This is a genomic window from Micromonospora sp. WMMC264, assembly GCF_027497275.1.
GTDB lineage: Bacteria > Actinomycetota > Actinomycetes > Mycobacteriales > Micromonosporaceae > Micromonospora > Micromonospora chalcea.
The window spans coordinates 1447148-1461702 of the sequence record NZ_CP114907.1 but is presented as its reverse complement, the minus strand read 5'-3'; the positions used below and the strand labels follow the sequence as shown (position 1 = coordinate 1461702).

The 14555-nt window shown below is 75.2% G+C and carries 2 protein-coding genes; both read right to left on the bottom strand.

Annotated features, from left to right (window positions below):
- Positions 1 to 12: 12 nt before the first annotated feature.
- Positions 13 to 9510: a type I polyketide synthase gene (locus O7542_RS06070; protein ID WP_281605827.1), complete on the bottom strand. Its 9498-nt coding sequence runs from the start codon at positions 9508 to 9510 to the stop codon at positions 13 to 15.
- 46 nt (positions 9511 to 9556) lie between these two features.
- Positions 9557 to 14551, bottom strand: a complete 4995-nt coding sequence (locus O7542_RS06065; protein ID WP_281605826.1) for a type I polyketide synthase — start codon at positions 14549 to 14551, stop codon at positions 9557 to 9559.
- Between the last annotated feature and the right edge of the window lie 4 nt (positions 14552 to 14555).

Sequence of the window (14555 nt, the reverse complement as noted above, 5' to 3'; positions counted from 1 at the left end):
GGGCCGGCCGGGTCACGAGTCGGAGCCTTCCAGGGCCATCCGGACCAGGCCGGCGACGTCGAGTTCGCGGATCTGGGTCTCGGGTGCGGACGGCGTGACCGGGGCAGCGGACGCCACGGCCGGCGTGCCGGCACTCGTACGGGCCAGCTGGAGCAGCTGGTCGAGCAGGCCCGCCTGCCGCAGCTCGTCGAGCGGGATCGCGGCGAGGGCCCGGCGCACGGACTCCTCGTCGCCGCCGTCGCCGTCGTCCCCCGCAGCGCCCGCGAAGAGCTGCTCGTACAGGTGGCCGGCCAGGCCGTCCGGGGTGGGGTAGTCGAAGACGACGGTGGTGGGCAGGTCGTGCCCGGTCGCCGCGGTGAGCAGGTTGCGCAGTTCCACCGCCGTGAGCGAGTCGAAGCCGAGGTCCAGGAAGCCCCGGTCGGTCTCGATCGCGTCGGCGGAGGGGTGGCCGAGCACCTTCGCCGCGTCGACCCGCACCATCTCCAGCAGTGCGGCCCGCCGCTCGTCGTCCGGCAGCGCCCGCAGCCCGGCGAGCAGGTCCCGGGCGCCGGGCGCGACCGCCTCCGGCGCCTCGGCGGGGGCGGCGGCCAGCCCGCGTACGGCCGGCAGGTCGGCCAGCAGCGGACTGGGCCGCAGCGAGGTGAACAGCGGCTGGAAGGTGGCCCAGTCGACGTCGGCGACGGTGACGCAGCTGTCGCCGACCGCCAGGGCGTGCCGCAGCCCGGCCATCGCCACGCCGGGCGGCATCACCTGGAGGCCGCGGCGGCGCAGTTGCTCCGCCGCACCCTCGGTGTACATGCCCGACTCGGTCCACGGTCCCCAGGCGATGGAGGTGGCCGCCCGGCCCTGGCCGCGTCGCCGCTCGGCGAGCGCGTCCAGGTAGGTGTTACCGGCCGCGTACGCGCCCTGTCCGCCGCTGCCCCACACCGCCGCGATGGACGAGAAGAGCACGAACGCGTCCAGTTCGGCGTCGCCGAGCAGCTCGTCGAGGTGTTCGGCGCCGCAGACCTTCGGGGCGATGACGTACGCCAGGTCCTCCAGGGTGGTGTCGGCCAGCGGCACCACCTCGCTGACACCCGCGGCGTGCACCACCGCGCGCAGCGGCGGCCCCTCCCGCCGGAGATCGGCCAGGAGGTCGGTGACGGCGGCGCGGTCGGCGGCGTCGCAGCGGACCACCCGGCAGTCCACGCCGAGCCCGGCCAGCTCGGAGATCAGCTCGGCGGCGCCCGGGGTGCCGGTCCCCCGCCGGCTGGTCAGCACCACCCGTTGCGCGCCCTCGGCGGCCACCCAGCGGGCCACGTGCCCACCGAGCGCACCGGCGCCGCCGGTGATCAGCACCGTGCCCCGGGGCTGCCACGGCGTGAGTTCCCCGTCGGTGGTGGTGGCCGGTACGAGCCGCCGCACCAGCACCCCGGACTCGCGGACGGCGAGCTGGTCCTCCACGCCGCCGCCGGTGAGGATGCCGCCGAGACGCATCGCCGTCCACGGCTCCAGGTCAGTGGGCAGGTCGACCAGCCCGGCCCAGCGGGCGGGCTGCTCCAGCGCGGCCACCCGGCCCAGGCCCCACAGCATCGCCTGCCGCGGGTTGGCCGGGGCGTCGCCGTCGCCGAGGCCGACGGCGCCCTGGGTGACGCACCAGAGCCGGACCGAGGCGTCGAGGTCGACGAGCTGCTGGAGCAGGTGCACGGTCGCGGCGAGGCCGCGCGGCAGCGCCGGGTGCTCGGCGTGCGGGGCGTCGTCCAGGCCGAGGAAGGACAGGATCGACAGCGGCCCGTCGCCCGCGCCGAGCGCCTCGGTGAGCACGTCGGCGAACCCGCCGCACAGCTCCTCGGAGTCGGCGGCGGTGTCCACGGGCACGATGCTCACCTCGGCGCCCAGGGCCCAGGTGCAGGAGTGCAGGTCGGGGTCGTCGGCCCGGTCGGCGGGCAGCAGCACCAGCCACCGGCCGGGGTCCTGCTCCTGCGAGGTCTCCGCGATGGGCTCCCAGACCGCCCGGTAGCGGGTGCCGTCGACCAGGGCCTGCTCCCGGCCGCGCCGGCGCCACGCCGACAGGGCGGGCAGCACGGTGCCGAACGGCTGGTCGCGGTGCACGTCGAGGTCGCGGGCCAGCGACTCCAGGTCCTCGGCCTCGACCGCGGCCCAGAAGCGGCGCTCGACCTCGGTGGCCTCGTCGGCGGCCACGAGGGCGGCCCACGGCGGCGGCTCCGGCCAGTAGCGCTGCCGGTCGAACGCGTAGGTGGGCAGCTCGACCCGCTGGGCGCCGGTACCGGCGTAGACGGCGGACCAGTCCGGGGAGACGCCGTGGGTGTGCAGCGCGGCGAGCGCGCGCAGCAGGGTGCTCGGCTCGGCGCGGTCCCGGCGCAGGGCGGGCACCACCAGTGGGGCCCGGCCGCCGGCCGGGGCCTCGGCCAGGACGGCCTGGGCGAGGGCGGTGAGCACCCCGTCCGGGCCGATCTCGACGTAGCCGGTGACGTTGCGCTCGCGCAGTGCCACGACGGCGTCGGCGAAGCGTACCGCCTCGCGGGCGTGGCGCACCCAGTAGCCGGGCGCGCCGATCTCCGCCGCGTCGACCGGCGCGCCGGTGACGGTGGAGACCATCGGGATGCTCGGAGCCGCGTACCGCAGCCGTCCGGCGACGGCGGCGAGGTCGTCGAGCACCGGATCCATCAGCGGACTGTGGAACGCGTGGCTGACCGCCAGGCGCCGGACCCGGACACCCCGGGCGGCCCACTGGGCGGCCAGTTCCTCGACGGCGTCGCCGGCCCCGGACACCACGACCGCGGCGGGGCCGTTGACGGCCGCGACGGAGACCCGGTCGGCCCGCTCACCGAGCGTGGCGGTCACCTCGGCCTCGGTGGCGGCGACGGCGAGCATCGCGCCCCCGGCCGGCAGCGCCTGCATCAGCCGGCCCCGGGCGGCGACCAGCTCGGCGGCGTCGGCCAGGGAGAGCACACCGGCGGCGTGGGCGGCCGCGATCTCGCCGATCGAGTGCCCGGCGACGGCGTCGGGGCGGACCCCCCACGCCTCGAACAGCCGGAACAGCGCCACCTCCACGGCGAACAGCGCCGGCTGGGTGAATTCGGTGCGGTCCAGCGCCTCGGCCTCATGCGTGCCGGGCTCGGCGAAGAGCAGTGGCCTGAGCGGGCGGGGCAGGTGCGCGTCGAGGGCGGCGCAGGCCTCGTCCAGGGCGGCGGCGAAGACGGGGAACGCCTCGGCCAGCTCGCGACCCATCCCGGCCCGCTGGGCGCCCTGTCCCGAGAACAGGTACGCCACCTTCGGCCGGGGCACCGCCACGCCGGTGACCACCAGCGGCGCGTCCTCGCCGGCGCCGAGGGCGCGCAGCCCGGCGCCCAGCGCGATCCGGTCGGTGGCCAGCACGACGGCCCGGTGTTCCAGGGCGGCCCGGGCGACGGCCGACGACCAGCCGACGTCGACCGTACGTGGCGCCTCCAGCCCGGTGAGCTGCTCGGACCAGCGCTGCGCCTGGGCGGCCAGCGCGAGCCCCGAACGGCCCGACAGCAGCACCGGCACCACCGGCAGCCGCGCCGGGTCACCGGTCGGCTGCTCGGCTTCGACCGGCTCCGGGGCCTGCTCCAGGATGGTGTGCGCGTTGGTGCCGCTGATGCCGAACGAGGAGACGGCGGCGCGGCGCGGGTGGTCGGTGACCGGCCAGGGGCGGCCCTCGCGGAGCAGTTCGACCGCACCGACGCTCCAGTCCACCTGGTCGGTCGGCTCGTCCACGTGCAGGGTCTGCGGCAGGTAGCCGTGCCGCAGCGCCAGCACCATCTTGATGATCCCGGCGACACCGGCGGCGGCCTGGGTGTGACCGATGTTCGACTTGATCGAGCCGAGCCAGAGCGGCTGCTCGGCGGGCCGCTCCCGGCCGTACGTGGCGAGCAGGGCCTGCGCCTCGATCGGGTCGCCGAGCTTCGTGCCGGTGCCGTGCGCCTCGACGGCGTCCACGTCGGCCGGGGCGAGGCCGGCGTTGGCGAGCGCCTGCCGGATCACCCGCTGCTGCGACGGCCCGTTCGGGGCGGTGAGGCCGTTGGAAGCGCCGTCCTGGTTGACGGCGCTGCCCCGGATGACCGCGAGCACCGGGTGACCGTTGCGGCGGGCGTCGGAGAGCCGCTCGACGAGCAGCAGGCCGAGGCCCTCGCCCCAGCCGGTGCCGTCGGCGGCGGAGGCGAACGCCTTGACCCGGCTGTCCGGGGCGAGGCCCCGCTGCCGGCTGAAGCCGACGAACACCCCGGGGGTGGACATGACGGTCACGCCGCCGACCAGGGCGAGTGAGCACTCCGAGCGGCGCAGCGCCTGGCAGGCCCAGTGCAGCGCGACCAGCGACGACGAGCAGGCGGTGTCGACCGAGACGGCGGGCCCCTCCAGCCCGAGGGTGTACGACACCCGGCCCGACAGGACGCTGCCGGCGTTGCCGGTCATCAGGTGCCCCTCGGCGCCCTCGGCGCTGAACATCAGGTTGCGGTAGTCCTGGTAGTTGGTGCCGACGAATACGCCGGTGGCGCTGCCGCGCAGCGTGTGCGGGTCGATCCCGGCCCGCTCGACCGCCTCCCAGGACGCCTCCAGCAGCAGCCGCTGCTGCGGGTCCATGGCGAGGGCCTCGCGGGGGCTGATGCCGAAGAAGCCGGCGTCGAAGTCGGTGGCGCCGGTGACGAAGCCGCCCTCACGGGCGTAGCTGGTGCCCTCCTTCTCCGGGTCGGAGTCGAAGAGCCGGTCCAGGTCCCAGCCCCGGTCGGTGGGGAACTCCCCGATGGCGTCGCCGCCGGCGGCGAGGAGCTGCCACAGTTGCTCCGGGGTGTCCGCCCCACCGGGCAGGCGGCAGCTCATCGCCACGATGGCGATCGGGTCGTCGTCCTCGGCCGCGGCGGCCGGGGCGGGGGTGGTCGCGTCGGGGACGATCCCGGTGAGCAGTTCGCCGAGGTGCGCGGCGAGCACCGTCGGGTTCGGATAGTCGAAGGCGAGCGTCGCGGGCAGCCGCAGGTCGGTGGCGGCGGCCAGGAAGTTGCGCATGTCGACTGCCGTCAGCGAATCCAGGCCGAGGTCGCGGAAGGGCTGGGTGGCCGGGATGTCGTCGGCGGCGCCGTAGCCGAGGGCCGTCGCCGCGCACTGCCGCACCAGCTCCAGCAGTGTCGCGGTGCGCTCCCCCGGCGCGAGCGCGGCGAGCCGCCGGGCGAGGGCCGACGGTACGCCCGTCTCCTCCTCGGCGGCCTCCTGCTGCCCGGCCGGCTGCGTCGCCTCCTGGGCCTCGGCGAGGTCGCCGATCAGCGGGCTGGGCCGTACCAGGGTGAACGCGGGGGCGAAACGGGCCCAGTCGATGTCGGCGACGACTGTGGTGGGCTCGTCGCGGCGCAGCGCCCGGGCGAGGGCCTCGACGGCCAGTTCCGGGTCCATGCCGATCATGCCGCCCCGGCGCAGCCGTTCCTGGGCGCGTTCGTTCTCGGCGGGCAGGCCGGCCCCGCGCCAGGCGCCCCAGGCCACCGAGAGGGCCGGCAGTCCCTCGGCCCGGCGCCGCTCGGCGAGGGCGTCGAGGAAGGCGTTGGCCGCCCCGTACGCGCCCTGCCCGGCGTTGCCGGTGGTTCCGGCCACCGAGGAGAAGAGCACGAAGGCGTCCAGGTCGAGGTCGCGGGTCAGCTCGTCCAGGTGCAGCGCGGCGACGCACTTCGACGCGGCGACGGTGTGCAGGCGCTGCGCGGTGACGGTGTCGACGATGCCGTCGTCGAGGACGGCGGCGGTGTGCAGCACGGCGCTCAGCGGGGCGTCGGCGGGGACGGCGGCGAGCAGGTCGGCCACCTGTGCCCGGTCGGCGACGTCGCAGCGAGCCACTGTGACCCGTACGCCGAGACCGGTCAGCTCCGCCTCCAGCTCGGCGGCGCCCGGGGCGTCCGGGCCGCGCCGGCTGGCCAGCAGGACGTGCGCGGCGCCGGAGCGGCCCGCCCAGCGGGCCAGATGCCCGCCCAGTCCGCCGGTGCCACCGGTGATCAGCACGGTGCCGTGCATCCGCCGGGTGTCGTCCGCGTCGCCGGACTCGACCGGCTCGGGTTCGGTGATCCGGGTGAGGCGGCGGACGAAGACGCCGGAGGCGCGGACGGCGAGCTGGTCCTCGCCCCGGCCGGACTGCTCCGCGCCGTCGTCGCCGAAGGCGTCTTCGCCACCGCTGGCGCCGAGCGCCGCGCAGAGCAGCGCGCCGGCCTGCGCGTCGAGCACGTCGGGCAGGTCGAGCAGGCCGCCCCAGCGGGCGGGGTGTTCCAGGGCGACGGCGCGGCCGAGCCCCCAGACGGAGGCGGCGGCGGGGCGCGGCGCCGGGTCGTCGGCGCAGGCCACGACGGCTCCCCGGGTGGCGCACCACAGCGGCGCCTCGACGCCGAGCAGCCCGAGCGCCTGCACCAGCAGGGCGGTGCCCGAGACGGCCAGCGAGGTGGCCGGGTGCTCCGGGTGCGCCCGCTCGTCCAGACCCAGCAGCGAGAGCACGGCGACGGGTCCGTCCGGGCCGGTGAGCGCGGCGCTCAGCCGCTCGGCCAGCGCCGCCGGGTCGTGTGTGACGTCCAGCTCCACCGGGACGACGTCCGCGCCGAAGTTGCCCAGGGCCGACAGCACGTCGGTGACCAGCGGGTCGTCGCCCAGCGCCGCGGGCACCGGCACGAGCCAGGTGCCGGCGAGCCAGGTCAGCGGCAGGTCGGGCAGGGCCCGCCAGGTGACCCGGTAGCGCCAGCGGTCGATGTCCGGGGCCGCGTCGGCCGCGGTGAGGAAGAGCGGCGGCGCGGGCCAGTACCGGTGGTGGTCGAAGGCGTACGTGGGCAGGTCGACGGTGGCCGCGGCGGGCAGCACCCTCGTCAGGTCGACGGGCAGGCCGACGGCGTACGCGGTGGCGAGGTTGGTCAGCAGCCGGGTCGCGTCGTCGTCACCACGACGCAGACTGCCGATGGTGTGCCCGCTCACACCGGCGTCGTCAAGGATCGCGGTGACCGGCATCGTCAGCACCGGATGCGGGCTGATCTCGACGAACGTGGTGTGCCCGGCAGCCACAGCCGTCCGCACGGCCGCGTCGAAGAGCACAGTCTGCCGCAGGTTGTCGTACCAGTAGTCAGCGGTCATCACCGCCGGATCCACCCAGTCCCCGGTGAGAGTGGACACGAGCCGGGTGTGACCGGCCCGCGGACCGACACCGGCCAGGTCCGCCCGAAGCTGCTCGGCGACCTCCTGCACCGCGGGCGAATGCGACGCGTAGTCCACGGGGATCAGCCGGGCACGAACACCCTCGGCCCCGCACGCCTGGACAAGGCCGGCGACGTGCTCCGGAGGACCCGACACCACGACGGTGGACGGGCCGTTGACCGCCGCGACCCCGACACCCGGGAACGCGGGCAGCCGCTCGGCCACCGCCTCGGCCGACAGGTCCACCGACGCCATCGTCCCGGTACCCCGCAGCACCGCCAGCGCACGCGACCGCAACGCCACCGTCCGCGCCGCGTCCTCCAGGCTCAGAATGCCCGCCACACACGCCGCGCCGATCTCACCCTGCGAGTGACCGATCACCGCGTCCGGAACCACACCCGCCGCACGCCACACCGCTGCCAGAGCGACACCGACGGCCCACAGCACCGGCTGCACCACCTCGACCCGGTCCAGCCACGACTCGTCCTCGCCCGTGAGCACCGACACGAGATCCACATCGAGATACGGCGCCAACGCCCGCCGGCACTCCGCCAGACACTCGTCGAACACCGGCGTACGACCCACCAGCCCCGCCGCCATCCGCGCCGACTGCGCGCCCTGACCCGGAAACACGAAGACCGGACCCGCACCCGGACTCGACGCCACCCCCGTGACCACGTTCCCCGCCGGCTGACCGGCAGCGAAGGCATCCAGCCCGGCAAGCAACCCCTCGACGGACGACCCGACGACAACGACGCGATGGTCGAACGCCGACCGGGTAGCCGCCAACGACCAGCCCACCTCCACCGGATCGATCCCACCCCGCTCACGCACGTGCCGCGCAAGCCGGGCAACCTGACCGGCCAACGCCGTCCCCGACCGCGCCGACACCGGCCAGGCCACCACATCCGAAGCGACCAACCCCGCCCCACGCCCACCCGCATCCGACTCGACCGGCTCAGCCGACTGCTCGATGATCACGTGAGCGTTGGTGCCGGAGATGCCGAACGAGGAGACGGCGCCCCGGCGTACCCGGCCCGTCTCGGGCCACGGGCGGGCCTGCGTCACCAGTTCCACCGCGCCGGCCGTCCAGTCGACGTGCGGCGACGGCGCGTCGACGTGCAGCGTCGCCGGCACGAGGCCGTGCCGGATGGCGAGCACCAGCTTGATCACGCCGGCCACGCCCGCGGCGGCCTGGGCATGGCCGATGTTCGACTTCACCGAGCCGAGCAGCAGTGGCGGTGCCTCGTCACGGTCCTGCCCGTACGTGGCGATGAGCGCCTGCGCCTCGATCGGGTCGCCCAGCCTGGTGCCGGTGCCGTGCGCCTCCACCACGTCGACGTCGGCGGTGGAGAGCCGGGCGGAGGTGAGTGCCTGGCTGATGACCCGCTGCTGGGCCGGCCCGTTGGGCGCGGTCAGCCCGTTCGACGCGCCGTCCTGGTTGACGGCGGTGCCGCGGACCACAGCCAGGACGCGGTGGCCGTTGCGGCGGGCGTCCGACAGCCGCTCGACCAGCAGCCAGCCGACCCCCTCGGAGAACCCGGCGCCGTCGGCGGCGGCGGCGAACGACCGGCAGCGCCCGTCGGTGGAGAGTGCGCGCTGCCGGCTGGATCCGATGTAGAGGCCCGGGGTGGCCATCACGGTCACCCCGCCGGCCAGCGCCAGGTCGCACTCCCCCGCCCGCAGCGCCTGTACGGCGAGGTGCAGCGCCACCAGCGACGACGAGCAGGCCGTGTCGATGGATACGGCCGGTCCTTCGAGCCCGAGGGCGTACGACACCCGGCCCGACGCGACGGCCGCCGCGCCCCCGGTCATCGAGTGCCCTTCGTCGCCGTCGGGCGACATCATCAGCAGGGTGCCGTAGTCCTGCCCGTTGGTGCCGACGAACACCCCGGTCCGGCTGCCGCGCAGCGAGGCGGGGTCGATGCCGGCGGCCTCTACCGCCTCCCAGGAGGTCTCCAGCAGCAGCCGCTGCTGGGGGTCCATGGTCAGCGCCTCGCGCGGCGAGATGCCGAAGAAGGCGGAGTCGAAGTCGCCGGCCCCGTCGACGAACCCGCCCTCCCGGGCGTACGAGGTGCCCGGGTGGTCGGGGTCGGGGTGGTAGAGGCGCTCCAGGTCCCAGCCCCGGTCGTCGGGGAAGGGCGCGACGGCGTCCCGGCCGTCCCGCAACAGCTCCCACAGGTCGTCGGGGTTGCGCACCCCGCCCGGCAACCGGCAGCTCATCGCCACGATCGCCACCGGCTCCAGTTCCTGGGACTGGGCCTCGCTGAGTCGGCGGCGGGTGTCGTGGAGATCAGCCATGACCCGCTTGAGGTAGTCGCGGAGCTTGTCTTCGTTGGCCATCGGAGTGCCGCTTCCTCGAAAGAGACGGGAGAGAGCTGGAGCTGGGTCAGGAGATGCCGAGGTCCTTGTCCACCATCGCGAACAGTTCGTCGTCGGTGGCGTCGTCGAGGTGCCGGCCGATGTCGGCGCCACCGCTGTCCTGGCCGAGCCGGGAGAGCATCGCCTGCAGGCGTACGGTGGCCCGCACCCGGGCCGCCTCGTCCCGGGCGACCACGTCGAGGCCCTCGGCGATCCGGTCCAGATCGTCGAGGAGCGCGTTCGGGGTGACCACGTCGTCGTGGGCGACCTCGGCGTAGAGGTACTCCGCCAGGGTCGTCGGGGTCGGGTAGTCGAAGACCAGGGTGACCGGGAGGGCCACGGCGGTGGCCGCGCCGAGCCGGTTACGCAGCTCGACGGCGGTGACGGAGTCGAAGCCCAGCTCCCGGAACGCCCGATGCTCGTCCACGGAGTCGGCGGACGGGTAGTTGAGCACGGCGGCGACCTGGCCACGGACCAGGCCGAGCAGCACGGCGAACCGCTCGGCGGCGGGCAGCCCGGCGAGCCGCTCCCGCAACGACTCCGGGCCGTCGCCGACCTCCACGCTGTCCATCGCCTCGGCGGCGGCGAGCCGCCGCACGTCCGGCAGGTCGCTGATCAGCGGACCGGGCCGGGTGGCGGTGAACGCGACGGAGAACCGTTCCCAGGCGATGTCGGCGATGGTGAGGAACGCCTCGCCGTGGTCCACGGCCTGGTGCAGCGCGGTGATCGCCGCCTCCGGGGTCATCTCGGGTACGCCGTGGCGGTGCAGCAGCTCGCCGAGCGGCCCGTCGGCCATGCCGCCGCCGGCCCACGCCCCCCAGGCGACGGAGGTGGCGGTGAGGCCGAGGCCCCGGCGGTGCTGGGCGAGCGCGTCGAGGAACGCGTTGCTCGGGGCGTAGTTGCCGACGCCGGAGCTGGCCACGCTGCCGGCGAAGGACGAGAACATGACGAACGCGGACAGCTCGTGGTCGAGGGTCAGCTCGTGCAGGTTGTACGCGACGTCGACCTTGGCCCGCAGCACCCGTTCGATCTGCTCGGGCCGGATGTCGTTGATCATGGCGTCGTCGAGGACCGCGGAGGCGTGCACGACCGCGGTGAGCGGGTACTCGGCGGGGATCGCCTCGATCAGCTCGGCCAGGGCGTCGCGGTCGGAGGCGTCGCACTCGACCACTGTGGCCTGGGCGCCCAGCGCGGTGAGGTCGTCGACGAGCTGCTGCGCGCCGGGCGCGGCCATGCCCCGCCGGCTGACGACGACGATGTTCTCCACACCGCTGCGGGCCAGCCAGCGGGCGGCGTGCCCACCGAGTGCGCCGGTGCCGCCGGTGACGAGCCCCGTGCCGTACGGCTGCCACGGGTTGGCGGGCTGACTGTCGCCGAGCGGGACGCGGGTGAGCCGGCGGGCGAGCAGGCCGCTCGGGCGTACCGCGATCTGGTCCTCGTCCCCGGCGGTGGTGAGGGCCGCGACCAGCAGGTCGGCACAGCGGTCCTCCACGGCCTCGGGCAGGTCCACGAGGCCGCCCCAGCGCTGCGGGTGCTCCAGCGCGGCGACCCGGCCGAAGCCCCAGACCAGCGACTGCGCCGGGGCGCGCAGCAGGTCGGCCATGCCTACCGACGCGGCGCCGGAGGTGACGCTCCACATCGGCGCGCGCAGGCCGATGTCGCCGAGGGCCTGGAAGAGCGCGACGGTGGCGGCGAAGCCGCCGGGCACGGAGGGGTACAGCGGGTGGGCCAGCTCGTCGAAGGCGAGCAGCGAGACCACGCCGGCGACGTCGGCGGTGGCGTCGCCGCCCGGTCCGGCGGCGAGCGCCTCCTGCAGCAGCTTGCCGAACTGGTCGCGGTCGACGTCGGGCGTGGAGACGGCCACCGGCACGAGCGTCGCGCCGGCCGCCGCGATCGCCTCGACGCAGGCGTCCTGCCAGGGCTCGATGATGTCGCCGGTCGGCATGACCACGACCCAGGTGCCGTCCATGCCCCGGTTGGCGACGCCGGTCAGGGGCTTCCAGGTGTCCTGGTAGCGCCAACTGTCGATGTCGGCCTGCCGGCGCCGCTGCCGGCGCCAGGAGGTGAGCATCGGCAGGGCCGGCAGCAGCGCGTCGAGAACCTCGTGTGCCGGGGTCTCCTCGGTGGCGATGGTCTCGGCGAGGGCCGTGACGTCCCCGCTCTCGACGGCGGCCCAGAAGCCCGCGTCGCCCGGGTCGCCGCTCATGCCCGACAGCAGGGTCTCCAGGTCGGGCCCGCCGCTGCCGTCGAGCCAGAACCGCTGGTGGTCGAAGGCGTACGTGGGCAGCGGCGCGACCTCCGTCTCGGCGAGGACGTCCGCCAGGTCGACGGGCAGGCCGACGGCGTACGCGGTGGCGAGGTTGGTCAGCAGCCGGGTCGCGTCGTCGTCACCACGACGCAGACTGCCGATGGTGTGCCCGCTCACGCCGGTGTCGTCGAGGATCGCGGTGACCGGCATCGTCAGCACCGGGTGCGGGCTGATCTCGACGAACGTGGTGTGCCCGGCGGCGACCGCCGTACGGACCGCGGCGTCGAACTGCACGGTCTGCCGCAGGTTGTCGTACCAGTGCTCCGCGCCCATGGTGAGCGGGTCGGCCCACTCGCCCGTGAGGGTGGAGACCAGCCGGGTGTGGCCGGCCCGCGGGGTGACGCCGGCCAGGTCCGCGCGGAGCTGCTCGGCCACCTGCTGCACGGCCTCGGAGTGCGACGCGTAGTCCACGGGGATCAGCCGGGCGCGGACGCCCTGCGCCTGGCACGCCTGCACGAGGTCGGCCACGGGCTGCGGCGGGCCGGACACCACGACGGTGGACGGCCCGTTGACGGCCGCGACTCCGACGCCCGGGAACTCCCCCAGGCGCTCGGTGACCGCGTCGGCGGACAGGTCGATCGACGCCATCGTCCCGGTCCCCCGCAGCACCGTCAGCGCCCGCGACCGCAACGCCACTGCCTTCGCGGCGTCCTCCAGGCTCAGGATCCCGGCGACACAGGCCGCGCCGATCTCGCCCTGGGAGTGACCGATCACCGCGTCCGGGACGACGCCCGCCGCGCGCCACACGGCCGCCAGGGCGATGCCGACGGCCCACAGCACCGGCTGCACGACCTCGACCCGCTCCAGCCACGACTCGTCGTCACCGGTCAACACCGCGACGAGGTCCACGTCGAGGTACGGCGCCAGGGCCCGCTGGCACTCGGCCAGCTTCGCGTCGAACACCGGCGTACGACCGACGAGCCCGGCCGCCATCCGCGCCGACTGCGCCCCCTGACCCGGGAACACGAAGACGGGACCTGCGCCGGCGCTGGTGACCGTACCGGTGACGAGGTTCCCCGCCGGCTGGCCGGCGGCGAGGGCGTCCACCCCGGCCAGCAGCTCGTCGGCGGTCGACCCGACGACGGCGGCACGGTGGTCGAACGTCGAGCGGGTGGTGGCCAGCGACCAGCCGACCGCCGCCGGATCGATCTCGCCGCGCCTGCGCAGGAAGTCCGCGAGCCGGGCCGCCTGCCCGCCCAGGGCGGTCCTCGACCGGGCCGACACCGACCAGAGGGTCACGTCCGAGGCGACCAGGCCCGGCCGGCGCGCGGGCTCGACGGCGTCGGTCCCGTCCGCCTGCCCGCCGTCGGCGGTCGCCGCCTCGGCGACGCGCGGGCGGTACTCCTCCAGGATGACGTGGGCGTTGGTGCCGCTGACCCCGAAGGAGGAGACGCCGCCGCGGCGGGGGCGGTCCAGTTCCGGCCACGGCTTGGACTCGGTGAGCAGGGAAACCGCCCCGGCCGTCCAGTCCACGTGCGGGGACGGCTCGTCGATGTGCAGGGTCTCCGGCATGACGCCGTTACGCAGCGCCATCACCATCTTGACCAGCCCGGCGACGCCGGCGGCGCTCTGGGTGTGGCCGATGTTCGACTTCACCGAGCCCAGCCACAGCGGACGGTCCGCCGGGCGGTCCTGCCCGTACGTGGCGATGAGCGCCTGCGCCTCGATCGGGTCGCCGAGGGTGGTGCCGGTGCCGTGCGCCTCGACCATGTCGACGTCGGCGGAGCCGAGCCGGGCGTTGGCGAGGGCCTGGCGGATGACCCGCTGCTGAGAGGGGCCGTTGGGGGCGGTGAGCCCGTTGGAGGCGCCGTCCTGGTTGAGGGCGCTGCCCCGGATCACGGCGAGGACCGGGTGGCCGTTGCGTTCGGCGTCGGCCAGCCGCTCCACGACGAGCACGCCGCCGCCCTCGCCCCAGCCAGTGCCGTCCGCGCCGGCCGCGAAGGCCCGGCACCGGCCGTCGACGGACATGCCGCGCTGCCGGGAGAAGACGACGAACACGCCGGGGGTGACCATGACGGTGACGCCACCGGCGATGGCCAGGTCGCACTCGCCGCGGCGCAGGGCGTTCACGGCGAGGTGCAGGGCCACCAGCGAGGAGGAGCAGGCGGTGTCCACGGTGACGGCCGGGCCGTTGAGGCCGAGGGTGAACGAGATCCGGCCGGACGCCACGCTCGTGGTGTTGCCGGTGCCGATGTACATGTCGACGCCCTCGGGCACGTTCGGCAGACCCATGCCGTAGTTCGAGGTGCTCAGCCCGACGAAGACACCGGTGGAGCTGCCGCGCAGCGACAGCGGGTCGATGCCGGCCCGCTCGACGGCCTCCCAGGACGTCTCCAGCAGCAGCCGCTGCTGCGGGTCCATGGCGAGGGCCTCACGCGGCGAGATCCCGAACAGGGACGGGTCGAAGTCACCGGCGCCGTCGAGGAACCCGCCGATGCGGGTGTAGCTCTTGCCCGGCTTGTTCGGGTCGGGGTCGTAGAGCGCCTCCAGGTCCCAGCCCCGGTCGTCCGGGAACTCGGTGAGCGCGTCCCGGCCGTCGGCGACAAGCTCCCACAGGTCCTCCGGCGACCGCACACCACCCGGGAAGCGGCAGCTCATCGAGACGATGGCCAGCGGCTCCTGGTCGCGGGCCTCGACGGTCTGCAGCTTGCGCTTGGTGTCGTGCAGGTCGGCTGTCACCCGCTTCAGGAAGTACCGCAGCTTGTCGTCGCTCATCGGG